The organism is Paenibacillus sp. FSL R7-0652 (genome assembly GCF_038595045.1).
GTDB lineage: Bacteria > Bacillota > Bacilli > Paenibacillales > Paenibacillaceae > Paenibacillus.
The window spans coordinates 2,407,782-2,425,192 of the sequence record NZ_CP152001.1; the positions used below are offsets into that span (position 1 = coordinate 2,407,782).

19 protein-coding genes are annotated in these 17,411 nt (G+C 46.8%); all 19 read left to right on the plus strand.

Translation table 11 applies throughout. The annotated features are described in order from the left end of the window. Positions 1-77: 77 nt before the first annotated feature. Complete coding sequence (gene flgG / locus MKY97_RS11015; RefSeq protein WP_342555468.1) at positions 78-896, plus strand: flagellar basal body rod protein FlgG; 819 nt, start codon at positions 78-80, stop codon at positions 894-896. Positions 897-962: 66 nt separating this feature from the next. Continuing rightward, positions 963-1,184, plus strand: coding sequence for a flagellar FlbD family protein (locus tag MKY97_RS11020; RefSeq protein ID WP_056700597.1), 222 nt, complete (start codon positions 963-965; stop codon positions 1,182-1,184). Then, positions 1,184-1,642: a flagellar basal body-associated FliL family protein gene (locus MKY97_RS11025; RefSeq protein ID WP_342555469.1), complete on the plus strand. Its 459-nt coding sequence runs from the start codon at positions 1,184-1,186 to the stop codon at positions 1,640-1,642. The genes MKY97_RS11020 and MKY97_RS11025 overlap by 1 nt, the downstream gene beginning before the upstream one ends. Before the next feature lie 39 nt (positions 1,643-1,681). Further along, positions 1,682-2,680, plus strand: a complete 999-nt coding sequence (gene fliM / locus MKY97_RS11030) for a flagellar motor switch protein FliM (protein WP_342555470.1) — start codon at positions 1,682-1,684, stop codon at positions 2,678-2,680. Continuing rightward, positions 2,670-3,983 carry a flagellar motor switch phosphatase FliY gene (gene fliY / locus MKY97_RS11035; protein WP_342555471.1) on the plus strand — a complete coding sequence of 438 codons (1,314 nt, stop codon included), beginning with the start codon at positions 2,670-2,672 and terminating at the stop codon, positions 3,981-3,983. The genes fliM and fliY overlap by 11 nt, the downstream gene beginning before the upstream one ends. A 28-nt stretch (positions 3,984-4,011) precedes the next feature. Then, a complete protein-coding gene (locus MKY97_RS11040) occupies positions 4,012-4,377 on the plus strand; it encodes a response regulator (RefSeq protein WP_090923862.1) in 366 nt (121 codons plus the stop codon). A gap of 11 nt (positions 4,378-4,388) precedes the next feature. Then, the gene (locus tag MKY97_RS11045; protein WP_342556299.1) at positions 4,389-4,925 is read left to right on the plus strand and encodes a flagellar biosynthetic protein FliO; all 537 of its coding nucleotides are present in this window, start codon (positions 4,389-4,391) and stop codon (positions 4,923-4,925) included. Further along, positions 4,922-5,677, plus strand: coding sequence for a flagellar type III secretion system pore protein FliP (gene fliP, locus MKY97_RS11050; RefSeq protein WP_342555472.1), 756 nt, complete (start codon positions 4,922-4,924; stop codon positions 5,675-5,677). The genes MKY97_RS11045 and fliP overlap by 4 nt, the downstream gene beginning before the upstream one ends. Before the next feature lie 25 nt (positions 5,678-5,702). Next, a complete protein-coding gene (fliQ, locus tag MKY97_RS11055; protein ID WP_342555473.1) occupies positions 5,703-5,972 on the plus strand; it encodes a flagellar biosynthesis protein FliQ in 270 nt (89 codons plus the stop codon). A gap of 10 nt (positions 5,973-5,982) precedes the next feature. Continuing rightward, on the plus strand, positions 5,983-6,771 hold the full coding sequence (fliR, locus tag MKY97_RS11060; RefSeq protein ID WP_342555474.1) for a flagellar biosynthetic protein FliR: 789 nt from the start codon (positions 5,983-5,985) through the stop codon (positions 6,769-6,771). Next, entirely contained in the window at positions 6,768-7,877 is a 1,110-nt protein-coding gene (gene flhB / locus MKY97_RS11065) for a flagellar biosynthesis protein FlhB (protein WP_342555475.1), read from the plus strand. Before fliR ends, flhB begins: the two co-directional genes overlap by 4 nt. Positions 7,878-7,901: 24 nt before the next feature. After that, positions 7,902-9,935, plus strand: coding sequence for a flagellar biosynthesis protein FlhA (flhA, locus tag MKY97_RS11070; RefSeq protein WP_342555476.1), 2,034 nt, complete (start codon positions 7,902-7,904; stop codon positions 9,933-9,935). Continuing rightward, positions 9,932-11,296 (plus strand): flagellar biosynthesis protein FlhF, encoded by a 1,365-nt coding sequence (gene flhF / locus MKY97_RS11075; RefSeq protein WP_342555477.1) that lies wholly within the window; start codon positions 9,932-9,934, stop codon positions 11,294-11,296. The genes flhA and flhF overlap by 4 nt, the downstream gene beginning before the upstream one ends. Next, on the plus strand, positions 11,293-12,180 hold the full coding sequence (locus MKY97_RS11080) for a MinD/ParA family protein (protein WP_342555478.1): 888 nt from the start codon (positions 11,293-11,295) through the stop codon (positions 12,178-12,180). The genes flhF and MKY97_RS11080 overlap by 4 nt, the downstream gene beginning before the upstream one ends. A 32-nt stretch (positions 12,181-12,212) precedes the next feature. Further along, positions 12,213-13,673: a chemotaxis-specific protein-glutamate methyltransferase CheB gene (gene cheB, locus MKY97_RS11085; RefSeq protein WP_342555479.1), complete on the plus strand. Its 1,461-nt coding sequence runs from the start codon at positions 12,213-12,215 to the stop codon at positions 13,671-13,673. A 32-nt stretch (positions 13,674-13,705) separates the two neighbouring features. Further along, positions 13,706-15,784 (plus strand): chemotaxis protein CheA, encoded by a 2,079-nt coding sequence (locus MKY97_RS11090; RefSeq protein ID WP_342555480.1) that lies wholly within the window; start codon positions 13,706-13,708, stop codon positions 15,782-15,784. Positions 15,785-15,826: 42 nt separating this feature from the next. Beyond that, on the plus strand, positions 15,827-16,288 hold the full coding sequence (locus MKY97_RS11095; protein WP_342555481.1) for a chemotaxis protein CheW: 462 nt from the start codon (positions 15,827-15,829) through the stop codon (positions 16,286-16,288). 10 nt (positions 16,289-16,298) lie between these two features. Beyond that, the gene (locus MKY97_RS11100; protein WP_342556300.1) at positions 16,299-16,919 is read left to right on the plus strand and encodes a chemotaxis protein CheC; all 621 of its coding nucleotides are present in this window, start codon (positions 16,299-16,301) and stop codon (positions 16,917-16,919) included. Then, entirely contained in the window at positions 16,912-17,409 is a 498-nt protein-coding gene (locus tag MKY97_RS11105) for a chemotaxis protein CheD (RefSeq protein ID WP_342555482.1), read from the plus strand. Before MKY97_RS11100 ends, MKY97_RS11105 begins: the two co-directional genes overlap by 8 nt. The last annotated feature ends 2 nt before the right edge of the window (positions 17,410-17,411 follow it).

A 17,411-nucleotide genomic window follows, 5' to 3' on the forward strand; every position in this document is an offset into this window, starting at 1 on the left:
CTGGCCCTTCTCGGGAGCCGGAATGCCGCTGACCGACTGATGCGGCAACCAATTTAAGGCTGGGAGGATTTAATAAAATGTTGAAATCGATGTACTCAGGCGTTTCCGGGATGCGGGGTTTTCAAACCAAGCTGGATGTCATTGGTAATAATATTGCGAACGTAAATACGGTTGGATTTAAAGGAAGCCGAGTGATGTTCAAGGATATTATGAGCCAAACGACTTCAGGCGTCACTGCTCCAACGGATACTCCATCGGGTGGTGTTAACGCGCAGCAGATTGGCCTAGGTGTGTCGGTAGGTTCCATTGACACGTTACACTTGGCAGGCAGTCCTATGACTACAAATAGACCTACTGACCTTCGCATTAATGGAGATGGATTTTTTCTGGTTCGTCTGAGTGAGGACCAAGAGGTGCCATACTTGACACGTGCAGGTAACTTTACGCTTGATGCAGATCGCAACTTGGTTACTTCTGATGGTTTGTTTGTAGTGGATAGCGGTGGAGGAAACATCCAGATTGGAGATGATGTCGTTTCATTCACGATTGGTCAGGATGGAACGATCAACCAAACGATGGCTGACGGAACAAATGAGGCTGGCGTACAGATTGGCATCGGTAAGGTTGTGAATCCGTCGGGTCTGGAGAAGGTTGGCGGCAACTTGTATCGCATGACAACGAACGCCAATCCGGATGGTGCGCTTGAGCCTGTGACGGCAAATAATGCAGAAGAAGGTACAGGAGCTATTATCCCCGGTCAGCTGGAAATGTCCAATGTAGACTTGACAAACGAGTTTACCGAAATGATTGTGGCACAGCGTGGTTTCCAAGCGAACTCCCGGATCATTACAACATCAGACGAAGTGCTTCAAGAGGTCGTTAACCTGAAACGTTAATAACTGATTAGTAATTTTGAAATGGTGGGGGAGCTTGCTCCTCCACTCTGATTGAGGGGGCTTAGCATGATTTCAGTTACGCGGTTAAATGGTTCTCCCATGTGGTTAAATGCGCTGATGGTCGAGATCGTGGAAGAGACGCCGGACACGTATATTACTCTGGTAACGGGAAAAAGACTGATCGTTCTTGAAAAGGCCGATGAAGTGATTTCCAAAATCAAAGAATACAACCGTGAAATTGGAGTTCAGGCAGCCACGATCAAAGTGCAGCAAACGGAGGAGTCCTGATGAAAAAGATGATGCCCTGGGTTGCAACGATACTGCTTGCAATCACACTCATTGTGGTCGTAGTTTTTGTATTTTTGCAGGGACAGAACAAGAACGACAATACACATACAGCGGCGGCTGCTGAAGAAAAGAAGATGACTGCGGATGAAATTGTAGAGGTTTCATCAGAGCTGGGAGACATTAAAACGAATCTGGCCGATACAGATCGGATCGTAATGGTAAGTTTCTCCTTCAAGTTATCGGATAAGAAAGCCAAAGAAGATTTTGAGAAAATTAAAGACATTATTGTGAAGCCAATTATTATTCAGACGCTTGTCGACACCAAGCCTGAGGAATTGTCTACGGCAAAAGGCCGGATCCAATTCAACGAGAGATTAACAGGGTTGATCAATGAAACTTTACCTGAAGGAAAATTGAGCAGCACGAGTTTTTCATCTTTTGTAATGACACCATTGTAGTGAACAGAACAAGCTGTAGACCTGTAAGGGGGTGAGAACATGGTGGATGTATTATCACAGAATGAGATTGACGCCCTATTAGCAGCCCTTTCTTCAGGCGAAATGGACGCCGAGGAATTGAAAAAGGAAGAAACTCAGAAAAAAATCAGAGCATATGATTTTAAGCGGGCAGTTCGTTTCTCTAAGGATCATATTCGCAGTCTGACTCGTATTCACGAAAACTTTGCGCGTTTTCTCACCACTTATTTTTCGGCCCAGCTGCGGACGTTCGTTCAGATTAATGTCGTGCAGGTAGAACAGTTGCCTTATGACGAATTTATCCGTTCTATTCCCAAGATGACGATTTTGAACATTTTCGAAGCAGAGCCATTACAGGGACGAATGGTAATGGAGGTTCACCCCAACGTGGGATATGCGATGCTTGACCGTCTGCTTGGAGGTACCGGTAGTGCTCCGACCAAAATTGCAAGCATGACGGAGATTGAAACAACAATTATGGAGCGGATATTCAGCCGTGCATTCGAAAGTTTGCAGGAAGCGTGGAAGACGGTACTGGATATCTCGCCAAGAATGGAAGCACTGGAGACGAATCCGCAGTTTATGCAGATTGTTTCTCCCAATGAGACCATTGCCTTGATCTCGCTCAGCACCAAAATCGGCGATACGACGGGCATGATCAACTTGTGTATACCGCATGTCGTTCTTGAGCCTATAATGTCCCGGTTATCAACGCATCAGTGGTTTGTTTCGGAGAAGAAAACGAGAGCTCCGGAAGAGTACGAAGTGCTGAGAACTCGTGTGAACAAAGCCAAATTACCTGTAGTAGCCGAACTTGGTGAATCCAGAATTTCGATAGCCGAGTTTTTGGGATTATCGGTTGGCGATGTCATTACGCTCAATAAACCGGTGGAAGAGGGGCTTTCCATTAAAGTTGGTGACAGGCTGAAGTATATCGGCAGTCCGGGAACCATTAAGGACCGTGTGGCTGTGCAAATAGATCAAGTTGTCACCGAAGGAGTTGAAGAATTTGACGAGTAAGGATTATTTATCCCAGGAAGAGATCGATGCTTTGCTTCGGCAATCGGAATCGATAGCGAGTTCAGAACCCGCTCAGAAAACGGTAGATGACTTTCTGACCGAACTGGAACAGGATGCCTTGGGGGAGATTGGCAACATTACATTTGGCAGTGCGGCAACGGCGTTGTCCACGCTGCTGGGCCTTAAAGTGGATATTACTACACCTAAAGTATCGATCATAAGCCGGACGCAGTTCGAGGAGGCATTTCCTAAACCGCATGTTGCTGTTCATGTGAATTACGTCGATGGATTCGAGGGCATTAACTCACTGGTTATTAAAAAGAGAGACGCACAGATTATTGCGGACTTGATGCTCGGCGGTGAAGGTAATCCGGCTGATGAAGAGCTGAACGAAATTCATATCAGTGCAGTGCAGGAAGCAATGAACCAAATGATGGGTTCTTCTGCTACATCCATGTCGACGATTTTCAACCGTTTTGTCAATATCTCTCCTCCGGGGATTGATATTCTCAACTTGGAAAGCGGAGAGGGCGTTACTAATCTGCCACCAGATGAAACGCTCATACAAGTTTCGTTCCGTCTATTAGTGGGCGATCTGATTGATTCGAATCTGATGCAGCTGCTTCCAGTACCTTTCGCCAAAAACATGGTGGATATGTTAATAGGAGGAGCTCAGGAGTCAACATCCAGTGCACCTGCAGCTGCAGCGCCTGAGCCTGAGCCGACACCAGTACCAACACCTCCAGCCGCCGCACCAGCGCCGCCACCGGTTATGGAGCAGCAGATGCCTCCACAAGCTCCACAGCAGCCTGCTCAGGACTATAGTGGATACGGACAAGCTCCGATGGGGGCGCCTCCACAGCAGCCATACGGAATGCCTCCACAGCAGCCATATGGCATGCCGCCGCAGCAGCCGTACAGTATGCCGCCGCAGCCAGCTTACGGTGAGCCGCAGCACTACGGTGGTGTACCTAATAGGAATGTGAATGTACAGCCTGTTCAGTTTGCCAATTTGCAAAATGGGACTTATGGCCAGGTAGACGAGAACAATTTGAATTTATTGATGGACATTCCCCTTAAGGTCACCGTAGAATTAGGAAGGACCCAGAAGCAAATTAAAGATATATTGGAGTTATCACAAGGTTCGATTGTCGAACTGGATAAGTTGGCTGGTGAACCTGTCGATATCCTAGTTAATAACAAGCTGATTGCCAAAGGAGAAGTTGTGGTCATTGATGAGAACTTTGGTGTTCGTGTTATAGATATCGTAAGCCAATGGGACCGAATTCAGAAATTACAATAAGCACAATCTAGGGAGGATTTGAACCAACATGGCAAACCGAATTTTAGTCGTAGACGACGCTGCATTTATGAGAATGATGATCCGGGACATTTTGTCCAAAAATGGGTATGAAGTCGTAGGAGAAGCACCAGATGGGGCACAGGCAGTTGAGAAGTTCAAGGAACTTCGTCCAGATCTGATTACAATGGATATTACAATGCCTGAGATGGACGGTATTGCTGCATTGAAAGAAATCAAAAAAATCGATGCAAACGCAAAAGTAATTATGTGTTCTGCAATGGGACAGCAGGCGATGGTAATTGACGCCATTCAAGCGGGTGCCAAAGATTTCATCGTTAAACCTTTCCAATCTGATCGGGTTATCGAAGCAATCAGCAAAACACTGGGAGCTTAAGAAACATGTTGATGGCTCAGGGTGATACTCCAGAACCAGCTGGCGCGGGAATCAATTATTATTTACAGCTTGTATGGGTGATTGTTGTCCTGGCCGTCATCCTGGTTCTTATCGTCTATCTGATTCGATTTTTGAACAAACGGAATCAGCAGTGGTTTCGAAGCGGAACCGTTCGCATTTTGGGCGGGGTCGGATTAGGACAAAACAAGTCTTTGCAAATTCTGGAGATTGGCGGAAACGTTTATTTGATTGGTGTGGGCGAGAATATACAGCTGCTGGATAAGGTCTCGGATTTGGAAGAAGCGCAGAAAATTATAGATTCTTTTGAACGAGACGCTGCTGCGCAGCAGGGCAGCCTTTCACCTATCATTGCCAAGCTCACTCAGCGGCTTCGCAAAGATGAACCGCCTCGGGAAATGGAAATTGAGGACACCGCTTCTTTTCATGAGATGTTCGAATCCAAACTTCGGCAGATGCCAAACCGTAAAGAGAAGATGGAGAAGCTCCTGGATCAAGACAATACTACAGATCGGTCGAGGGATTCATGAAGAAAAAGATTTGGTTAGCGTGTTGTTTCATAGGACTTATCAGCCTGGCATCCGTTACGGTGGCTTTTGCCGAGCCGATTCCTAACATTGATATTCAAATAGGAAACGGTGACGGCAGCACGCCAAGTACAAGTTCATTGTCCATCATTTTATTAATTACAGTGCTCAGTATAGCGCCAGCATTGCTGGTACTGATGACCAGTTTTACCCGCATCGTTATCGTGCTTGGTTTTGTCCGGACCTCACTCGGAACGCAGCAAATGCCTCCGAATCAGGTATTGGTTGGTCTTGCACTTTTTCTGACACTTTTTATTATGTCGCCAACGCTGTCTTCTATTAATCAGGTTGCACTGCAGCCTTATCTTAAGGGAGATTTAACACAAACGCAGGCGCTTGAAAAGGCAGCAGATCCGATCAAGAAATTTATGTTTACGCACACGCGTGAGAAGGATATTATGCTGTTCATGAAATACAATCAGTCGGAACAGCCCAAATCGTATCAGGATATTCCGATTACAGTGATGGTACCGGCGTATGCAATCAGTGAGCTTAAAACAGCTTTCCAGATGGGATTCATGATTTTTATTCCTTTCCTGGTGATCGACATTGTTGTGGCGAGTACGCTCATGGCCATGGGTATGATGATGCTTCCCCCGGTTATGATCTCATTACCTTTTAAAATACTGCTCTTTGTGCTGGTAGACGGGTGGTATCTGGTAGTCAAGTCACTGTTGCTGAGTTTTAACACTTGAACCGGAGAGTTAAAGGAGGACGGTCATGACTTCGGAGTTTATTATCGGTCTGGCCGGAAAAGCGGTATACACGTCATTGCTGGCCAGTGCACCTATGCTTATTCTAGCTCTGGTTGTAGGACTTTTAATTAGTATTTTCCAAGCAACGACTCAAATTCAGGAGCAGACTCTGGCCTTTGTGCCTAAAATTATTGCTGTACTCTTAGCGGTACTTTTATTTGGGCCCTGGATTTTGAATATACTCATCGATTTTACGTATAACATACTCGACAATCTATATAGATACATAGGGTAGGCTTTAGCCGATGGAGACATTGCTGCAAAGTTTCCCTGTCGCTCTGCTTATGTTTTGTCGAATAGCCTCATTTTTTGTAACTGCACCAGTCTTTTCAGCTCGAAATGTACCTGCTTCGTTTAAGGTAGGGATCTCTGCCTTTGTTACGCTTACGGTATATATGTCGTTTGGCATTCATCAGACCGTTCCAACCGACTTGAGCTACATCTTATTGATTATCAGAGAAATTCTGATAGGCCTGCTTCTGGGTTTTGTTGCCTATCTTTTGATGACGGCAGTCCAGACAGCGGGGGCGTTTATTGATATCCAGATTGGTTTCGGTATAGCGAATGTGTATGACCCGATGACAGGTGCTTCTGCGCCGCTAACAGGTAACTTTAAATATGCTTTTGCTGTGCTTTTATTTCTGACTATGAACGGACATCACTACCTGCTGGACGGGATTGTATACAGTTATCGATGGATTCCGCTCTCCAACGTGTTCTTTTTGAAGATGGCAGATGGAAGTGTTGCAGAGTTTCTTGTACGAACATTAGGAGAATCGTTCATGCTGGCTTTCCAGATGGCAGCTCCGATCGTGGTCGCGCTGTTTCTGACAGATGTAGGATTGGGCTTTTTAGCAAAAACGGCTCCACAGTTTAACGTATTTGCTGTAGGTATGCCGCTCAAGGTGCTCGTTGGAATTGCTATTTTGCTTCTGCTGGTGCCCAGTTTTGCCTTTGTGTTTGGCCAATTGTTCGAGGTGATGTTCCGGTCGATGGAAAAACTGCTTGGAACGATCGGACAACGGCCGGGATGAGTGAAATGGAGGACAGGATTCAGATGAAACTTCAACTCGACCTCCAGTTATTTTCAGGGGAGAAGACGGAGAAAGCGACCCCGAAAAAGCGACAGGATACACGGAAAAAGGGCCAGGTCGTCAAAAGTATGGAGTTATCGGGTGCTTCGATTCTCCTGTTCACATTTCTCATCATGATGATCTTCAGTACGTTCTATAAAGAACGTATGGTCAGGTTGTTTACGGATATTTTCATTAATCGGCTCAGCCTGGAGATTACCGAAGAAAATGTGATGGCACTGATGATACGTTACGGGATTGAAGTGATGCTTTTACTCGCTCCTGTTTTGCTTGGCGCAGCTTTGATTGCATTAATTGTAAATTACATGCAGGTGGGGTTCCTTCTTATTGGTGAGGGTTTAAAACCGAAGCTTGAGAAATTAAATCCAATTAAAGGTTTTAAAAACATCTTCTCCCTTCGTTCGTTAGTTGAATTTGCAAAGTCCATTTTGAAAATGTCCATTATCGGATATTTGGTATACAGCACCATTACCAGTTATCAAGCTGATATTGCTTCATTATCCCATTTTTCAATGGATGCTATTTTACAGTTTGCTGCTTCGATTACTTTGAATCTTGGTGTCAAAATTGCAGTTGCACTGCTGGTGCTTGCCGTATTCGACTACATGTACCAGAAGTACGATTATGAAAAGAATATACGGATGTCCAAACAGGATATCAAGGATGAGTACAAGAAAATGGAAGGCGATCCGCTGATCAAGGGCAAAATTCGAGAGCGTCAGCGTCGAATGGCTATGCAGCGTATGATGCAGGAAGTACCTAATGCAGATGTGATAATCACGAACCCGACTCACTTTGCCGTAGCGCTGAAGTATGAGGGGTCTGAGATGGAGGCTCCGCAGATTATTGCTAAAGGGCAGGATTATGTCGCTCTGCGCATTAAAGAAATTGCCAAAGAACACGGTGTGATTACGATGGAAAACAAACCACTGGCACGGGCTTTGTTCCAGAGAGCTGAGATTGGTGACGCTATACCAGCCGATTTGTTCCAAGCTGTAGCCGAAGTGCTGGCTTATGTATATAAACTAAAGGGCAGAACGAAATAAAAGGGATCGGAGGCCGTACATTCATTGAAAACAAAAGATTTAGCTATACTTGCGGGGATTATCGGCATCGTGTTGATGATGATTCTCCCGATCCCGATTTGGCTGCTCGATATGCTGCTTGTTATCAACATCTCTATTGCCTTGATGATCCTGCTTGTTGCCATGAACAGCAAAGAAGCTTTGCAGTTTTCCATATTTCCGGCTTTGCTGCTCATTACGACCTTGTTCCGACTCGCACTGAATATCTCGACTACCAAATTGATATTGGGTAAGGGAGATGCGGGAGCGGTAGTTGCAACCTTCGGAAGCTGGATTGCCGGAGGTGAAATTGCTATAGGTTTCATCGTGTTTTTGATCCTCGTTGTGGTTCAGTTCATCGTTATCACTAAAGGATCTGAGCGTGTAGCTGAAGTAGCAGCAAGATTTACCCTCGATGCCATGCCTGGTAAACAAATGAGTATTGATGCAGACCTGAATGCAGGTTTGATCAATGAACAGCAGGCGCGTGAGCGCCGCTCCAAAATTGAACGCGAAGCCGACTTTTATGGTGCGATGGATGGTGCCAGCAAATTCGTAAAAGGGGATGCCATAGCAAGTATTATCATTCTCCTGATCAACCTGATCGGTGGTTTTATCATCGGTATGACGGTGCATGGTCTCGATTTTGCAACATCACTCTCTACATACTCGGTATTGACCATCGGGGATGGATTGGTTAGCCAGATACCTGCTCTTCTGATTTCAACAGCAGCAGGACTGATTGTGACCAGAGCTTCATCGGAAGGAAACTTGGCAGAAGATATCACCGGCCAGTTGTTTACATATCCGATACTCATCTATATCGTAGCTTTTGTTATTGCGATGCTGGGATTTTTTACACCGATTCATGTGATTACAACGCTCCCGCTGGCAGGTGCGCTTGCCTTTGCCGCCTGGCGAATGCAGAATAATCTGAATTTAAAACAGGAAGCGGAAGAGCAATTGGAAGAAGAGCAGCAGATTGAAGAGGTGAGAAGTCCTGAAAGTGTGATTAACCTGCTTCAGGTAGATCCGATCGAGTTCGAGTTTGGTTATGGCTTGATTCCACTGGCTGATAATCAGCAGGGCGGAGACCTGCTCGACCGGATCATCATGATTCGAAGACAATGTGCCCTTGAGCTGGGTTTGGTTGTACCTGTCATTCGAATTCGGGACAATATTCAGTTAAGACCTAATGAGTATGTAATCAAAATCAAGGGTAATGCAGTGGGTGGCGGAGAACTGCTTCTGAATCATTATCTTGCCATGAGTCCTGGGTACGATGAAGAGTCCGTTACAGGAATTGAAACAACAGAGCCGGCTTTTGGACTGCCTGCGCTGTGGATTGACGAAGTGACGAAAGATCGGGCTGAGCTCGCTGGATATACAGTCGTTGATCCGCCTTCTGTTGTTGCCACGCATCTGACAGAACTGATCAAGAAACATGCACACGAGCTGCTGGGTAGACAAGAAACAAAAGCGCTTGTGGACAACCTCAGAGAAAATTATGCTGCATTGGTGGATGAACTGATTCCTTCCGTACTCTCGATTGGTGATGTGCAAAAGGTTCTTGCCAAGCTGCTGCGTGAGAAAGTCTCCATACGAGATATGGTAACGATCTTTGAGACGCTTGCAGATTACGGTACCTACACGAAGGACCCTGATGTGTTGACGGAGTATGTCAGACAATCCTTATCACGTCAGATTACGCAGCAGTTCTCCCAAAAAGGCGAAACGCTTCGCGTAATTACAGTTGGACCAGGGCTTGAGAAGAAAATTGCAGAAAGTGTGCAGCAATCGGAGCAGGGCAGTTACCTGGCCTTAGACCCGATCTCAACTCAGAGTGTGTATCAGAAGCTGAGTGAACAAGTTAATCGGTTAATACAATCGGGACAACAGCCGATCGTGCTGACTTCTCCAACCATTCGAATGTATCTGCGTCAGGTGATTGAACGAACGATGCAGGACATTCCGGTGCTTTCCTATAGCGAGTTGGAGCCGAATGTTGAAATTCAAAGTATCGGGGTGGTGAACTTATGAGAGTAAAACAATACGTTGTTGAGACCATGCCCGAAGCTATGCTTCAGATTCGGAAAGACCTGGGAAGTGACGCCGTCATTCTGTCCACCAAAGAAATCAAGGTGGGCGGAGTGCTGGGGATGTTCCGCAAGAAACGGATCGAAGTGGTTGCGGCTGTAGATAAGGAACAGACCAATCAGGCGAAGGAATCTGCTGCAAAGCAGGTGCAAAAACCGTTTACGCCCGTGCCTCGTGCGTATGTTCCCGAAGCTTATGCTCAAACCGCTCGTTCATTTGCAACAGCTTCCAATGAAGAAGGTGCTGCAGCTGCGGTTGATCCAAAAGGACAGGAGAATGCAGCGGCTGTTCCATCTGTATCCCAATCAAGTGATCGAGATGAGAAGATGGAATACAGCTCGGATCCCGTTGTCAGTGAGCATAAACCGCGACCGCAAGGGGCGGATTTTTCGGGTTCAACCTCTAGTATGGGTGATCGCGCTCCCCATCAGCAGCAGGATATGCTGTTGAATGAAATTCAGGATTTGAAGCAGATGATGACCAAGCTTTCCAAGCAGGGTACGGCTGCGGAGATGCTTCCTGAACCATTGGTCAAGTTTCAGGAGCGAATGGCAGAACAGGAGATATGGCCGGAAGTATGGGAGTCCTGGCTCGCGCCGATTCAACGGAGTTTATCCGAAGGAGAGCTGCACGAACCTGATGCGGCAGAGGCTCTTCGGTCAGAGGTTACAACTTTTCTGAACGATCGTATCCAGGAAGGGATTTTACCAGACACCCGGATCGTGTACGTGGCTGGACCAACGGGAGTGGGCAAAACAACGACGATTGCCAAGCTGGCCGCTGAACAGATGTTCAAAAAGCAGCGTAAAGTTGGTTTCATTACTTCAGATACGTATCGAATCTCTGCGGTTGAACAGCTCAGAACGTATGCCTCCATCTTGAATGTGCCGCTGGAAGTTGTGCAGTCGCCTGGAGATACGCAGCGTGCCATTTCCCGGTTAGAACACTGTGATCTGATCTTTATGGATACAGCAGGCAGAAACTACAGAAACGAACTGCTTGTCTCTGAGCTGCAGAGTCTGCTTGCTCCAGTGGAGAACAGTGAAACCTTTCTGGTGATGAGTATGACGGGGAAAAGTGCGGATATGGTACAGATTACAGAACATTTCAGCAAATACGGGCTGGACAAAGTGATTTTTACCAAAATGGACGAGACAGGGACCTGTGGTCCATTATTTAATCTGCTTCATCGTTTCCCGCTAAAACTGGCTTACGTGGCCAACGGCCAGAACGTTCCTGATGATCTGTTGAAGCCTGATGCAGATTGGTTATGCAAAGTATTGTTGGGAGAAGGAGCAGAATGATGGACCAGGCAGCTTCGCTCCGAAGTTTGGCTGGTGCACCTTTGGGGAGCGATGAAAGCAGGGCGAGTAACCGTTCCTCCCAAATTATCACCGTGGCCAGTGGTAAAGGCGGGGTAGGCAAGTCCAATTTTACATTGAATTTTGCACTGACGCTGCATTCCATGGGTAAAAAAGTACTGGTGTTTGATGCAGATATCGGTATGGCCAATATCGATGTTTTAATGGGAACTTCGTCTTCCTATAATCTGTATCATCTATTATACCGACATAAAACTATAAGGGAAATCATACAACTCGGTGCTGATGGCCTGCCGTATATTGCAGGGGGGTCGGGAATGAAAGAACTATTCTCATTGTCTGATCGAGATTTGGAGTTTTTCGCCAGTCAAGTAGAAGACATTGCGCAGGAGATGGATTATGTCATTTTCGATACCGGGGCTGGCCTTTCCAGAGAAAATATGAGATTCATCAGTGCTGCTGATGAGTGCCTGATCGTAACTACACCTGAACCGACTTCAATAACTGATGCGTATGCCTTAGTCAAAGTGATGCACAGCCAGGAGCACGCTACCCCTTTTCGAATGATCGTAAACCGGGTCGAAGACGAAAGGGAGGCGGAACGTGTAGCGGATAAGATAGCTGGAGTCGCAAGGAAGTTTTTGCAAACGGATATCCCGCTTTTGGGGTATATCTCTGAGGATGCCCAGGTCGTTACAGCAGTCAAGAAGCAGATGCCCTACCGTCTGGCCTATCCGAATTGCAAAGCTTCCAAGGATATTCAAAAACTTGCTCTTCGATATCTGGCTGTACCTGCAGCTCCGGAATCCGGAACCTTGTCAGGAATCAGGGGATTTATGAAAAAGTGGCTTAAACGAACAACATGATTTCTGAATAAAGGAAACAGAGGTGACACAATATGGCGGTCTATCAAGTTTTAGTTGTCGATGATTCCGCTTTTATGCGCAAAATTGTGACGGATTTCATTGAAACGGACCCAGAGTTTAAGGTTACGGCTACCGCATCGAATGGCAAAGAAGCCATTCAAAAAACGTTAGAGCTGAAGCCTGATATTATCACGATGGATGTCGAAATGCCTGAAATGAATGGACTGGATGCGCTAAAAACAATCATGGAAGATTCCTTCATTCCTGTAATTATGCTATCTGGTATTAATGAACAAGGCATGAAAGAGACGATTATGGCGCTGGAAGCCGGCGCGTTCGATTTTATCCGTAAACCTTCTGTCGTGCATGATCAGGATATTGCTCAGGTTGGCAAGGCGCTGGTTGAACGCATGCGTGCGGCCATGCACGAAGTGAAGCGAAAAGCCGAACGCAAAGAATCGATCAAAAAAATGGAGGCCTCCCGCAATGCTGTGATTCCTCCCATGCAGCCGGTGAAGAAAGAGCTTCCGGCAAGAGATATGAATGAATCCATTCATAAAGCGGCTCCGTCTGCGCTCCCGAACAGTGAGCCTGCAGTTAAAGAGCATACTGAGGCTGTTCAGATTAAGAAGAAGCCAAGTGCACCGCCATCTCTTCCGAAAACAGATCGAACGTTTAACAAAAAGGAAAGCACAGTTAAGCCGGATCAGCCGGCTCGCACCGCAAGTACGGATAAAACCGTCAAGCCGTCTGCGAGTCCACTGCAGGCCCGCAGAGAAGCCAGAACATCGGACCCAACCAAGCCCGCGGCAAAACAGACAGCAGCCACTTCAGTGCCTGTACCATCGCCTGCACCTGTGAAAGAGCCTGCGAAGCTTAACACGGCTTACAAAGGTTCAGGGAGCTTGGAAGGATCGTTTAACAAACTTGTTGCTGTCGGTTCTTCGACTGGCGGACCAAGAGCTCTCAAGACCCTGCTTGAACAGCTGCCTGCAGATCTGCCGGCACCGGTAATTATTGTGCAGCATATGCCGCCCAATTTTACTCGTTCACTGGCGCAGCGATTGAATACGTTCAGTCCCCTGCATGTGGTGGAGGCAGAAGACGGTATGGCACTTCGAAAAGGAACAGCTTATATTGCGCCGGGTGGTTTCCATTTGAGAGTCCACAAGGCAGCAGATGGAAGATTCATCTTGAAACTGAGTGAGGATCAACAGGTTAATGGTCACAGACCTTCAGTGGATACGATGTTTGAGTCCCTTCTGCCGTTTACATCTTTACAGCGACATCTTGTTCTTCTGACAGGCATGGGAAGCGACGGAGCACGTATGATGAAAAAATTGTACGATACCGGAGTCACATCAACGTTTGCCGAAAATGAAGAAACTTGTGTTGTCTACGGTATGCCGCGTTCAGCTGTAGAGCTGCAATGCGTGCGTCATCTTCTGCCTCTGCAGGAGATTGCGCCAAGACTTGTTCAAGCAGTGAAATAACGGAGTGTAACTTACGGAGGAGGTGCCTCACAATGGACATGAACCAATATTTATCCATGTTTATTGATGAGTCTAATGATCATCTGCAATCCCTTAACGAAAACATGCTACAACTTGAAGCTAATCCGGAAGATCTGGGCATCGTGCAGGTTATCTTCCGTTCTGCGCATACTCTCAAAGGTATGGCGGCGACTATGGGATTCGAGGATTTGGCTTCACTGACACACAAAATGGAAAATGTACTGGACATGGTGCGTAACGAGAAGCTGAAAATGCAGGATTACATTTTTGATACCATGTTCAAGAGTTTGGATGCTTTGGAGAATATGGTTCAGGATATTACCGGGGGCGGAGAAGGTAAAGCGGATGTCACCTCCATCGTTGCTTCGCTCCAGGCTATTGAAAGCGGTGAATGGACCGGAGGCAGCGCTCCTGCGGTTAAGGCGGAGAAACAAACGAGTTCGACAACTTCTAATGCTGTGGAATTGGACGAGTTTCAATATTCGGTGCTTGATCAGTCCATAGCAGAAGGACACCGTGTATTCTATGTTGACGTTCTTGTAAGTGAGCATAGTCAATTAAAAGGCGTTCGGGCATATATGGTGTTTGACATGCTTGAGCGTTCAGGTGAGGTCGTTAAAGCGTATCCTTCGGTTCAGGATATCGAGCAGGAAAAGTTTGAGCGCAGTTTCTCGTTGTATTACATAACAACCAAAGAGGCGCAAGAACTGGAAAAGGGCATTCTGAGCATCTCCGAAATTGAGAGTGCAAAATTGATTCAGCTGGATCAGGAGACATTGCAGCAGATGACGAATCAGACAGCCGCGGCGGCTGCAGTAGAGGATGCACCAGCGCCAGCCCCTGAGGTTGTCCAGGATGCACCTGCTCTGGAAGCTGCGCCTCAAGATGAAGTTAAAGCAGTTCCGGTAAAGGCTGCAGCACCAAAACAGGCGGCGGCTCCTTCACGGACCATCCGTGTCGATATCGAACGACTGGATGTGCTGATGAACTTGTTCAGCGAATTGCTGATCGACCGTTCGCGTCTGGAACAATTGGCAAGCGAGACAGGCAGCAATGATCTGTCCGATACGGTTGCCCACCTCAGCCGAGTGAGTACGGATTTGCAGAACATTGTACTGAAGCTGCGGATGGTTCCGGTAGATACGGTATTTAATCGTTTCCCACGCATGATTCGGGACCTTGCCAAAACATTGGATAAAAAGATTGATCTCGTCATTACAGGCGCTGAAACCGAACTGGATCGAACCGTTATTGACGAAATTGGTGATCCGCTTGTGCATCTGCTGCGCAACGCAGTTGACCATGGCGTAGAATCCATCTCGGAGCGTACAGCTGCTGGTAAACCGGAAATGGGTACAGTCAATCTGCGAGCTTTCCACAGCGGCAACCATGTATTTATTGAGATCGAAGACGATGGAAAAGGGATTTATCGTGATAAGCTCCTGCAAACGGCGATTAAACGCGGCGTTGTGACCGAGGAGCAGGGTGCAAAAATGAGTGACGATGAAGTGAATCAGCTGCTGTTCGCTCCTGGTTTCAGTACGGCTGACAAAATTTCGGATATTTCCGGCCGTGGTGTAGGTTTGGACGTTGTAAAATCGAAAATCACTTCGCTTGGCGGTAATGTGACCATCACTTCTACGCCGGGCAAAGGCACAAACTTCTCTGTACAGCTTCCTTTGACCCTGTCCATCATTGCAGCGATGCTTGTGCGGCTCGGTTCCGAGAAATATGCCGTTCCGCTCTCTTCCATCGTAGAAACAGCAATCGTGCAGCGTGAGCAGGTTCGTAATATCCATGGAAATAAAATGATCACGTTCCGTGAGTCCTTGATTCCATATCTGTCATTAAGCGAAGTTTTCGGCGTACCCGATTTCAACGATGCAGATGAGAAAGAAACCGAGATCGTTGTAATTCGAAAAGGGGACCGTCTCGCAGCCGTTGCGGTTGAAGAATTCATTGGTCAAAGCGAGATTGTACTCAAATCGATGGGAACGTATCTTCCAGCTATAGAAGGAATCTCTGGCGCGACGATACTCGGAGATGGACAGGTAGCTCTGATTCTTGATCCTAACGCTTTTATCAAATAAGCATATTGTTTGAGTCTTACATTGAATAGGGAGGTTTTTTACATGGAAGAAGAGTTGAAAGTCATCGTCTTTAAATTGGGGTCCGAAGAGTACGGTATTGAGGTAGACAAGGTTCAAACGATTGAGCGTATGATGCCGATTACCCGCGTTCCCAAAACACTTTCCTTTGTAAAAGGTGTGATCAACCTGCGTGGTGTTGTTATTCCGGTCATTGATCTCCGCGGACGCTTCTCCCTTCCGGAAACGGAGTACACTGATCAAACGCGGATCGTGATTGTCGGTGTGGATGATATGCAGGTTGGTTTTATCGTTGATTCAGCCAATGACGTCATCGACATCAAAAGCAGCTCCATTGATACCCCACCGGAGGTGGTTGGGGGCGTTAAAGCAAGATATCTGCGTGGTGTTGCAAAATTGGAAGATGGCCGTTTGTTGATTATGCTCAATCTTAACGAAGTATTAAACAAAAGCGAGATTGTGCAGCTGGAAAGTGTTGAGGGCTAACACTGTGGAGATGTTTAACCGATTTGAGGGTTTCCAGATGGATGTACTCAAAGAGGTCGGTAATATTGGAGCAGGCAACGCCGCTACGGCGTTGTCTCAACTCCTTAACAGACCGATTGATATGGGTGTACCCACCGTTCAGATGCTCCCATTCGAGGAGATTGCTGAGAAAGTGGGCGGTGATGAACGAATCGTAGTCACTGTATTTCTTCGTGTAGAAGGTGAAGCCCCTGGTAATCTCTTTTTTATGATGACCCCGGAAGCAGCCAAGTTGTTGTTAAACCGCCTTGCCGGTTTTGAATTAAAAGAAGGTTTGATCTTTTCCGATATGGAATATTCCGCACTGTCTGAGATTGGCAACATCCTAGCTGGATCTTACCTGTCTTCTCTGGCGGATTTCACAAAGCTGTCGATGTATCCAACAGTTCCGGGACTTGCCATTGACATGGCCGGAGCAATCCTGAGTTACGGGCTGCTGCAGTTCGGAGAGATGGGCGATGCTGCGTTATTAATTGATACTTCTTTCTTTGAGGGTGAAGATCAGGTAGAGGGGCAGTTTTTCTTGATTCCCGATCCATCTTCTTTTGCCAAGATTTTCGAATCGCTAGGGGTGCCGCTGGACCATGATTGAGGACAAAAGCATCGTTAAAGTCGGTATGGCGGATCTGAATATCGCTCAACTTCCTGGCGTAATCCGTACAACTGGCTTAGGGTCATGTGTGGGACTAACGATGTATGACCCACAGTTAAAACTGGCTGGAATGGCCCACGTCATGCTCCCAAGTTCTGAGATTGCCCGGGAGGGCAAACTGAACACGGCTAAATATGCGGATACAGCACTGCCGGAACTGCTCGAAAAAATGCTGAAGATGGGTGCATCTCAAGCTAGAATTGTATCTAAAATGGCTGGAGGCTCGCAGATGTTTGCTTTCTCGGGTGCAGGAGATACGATGCGAATTGGACCTCGGAATGCCGATTCCTGCCGAGAAATGCTGCAGCAGCTCAGAATTCCTCTGCTTGCCGAAGATACAGGAGGAAATTACGGACGGACTATCGAAATGAATTGTGAAACAGGACTGTTAACTATTCGCAGCGTACAAATGGGTGTAAAGGAATTATAATA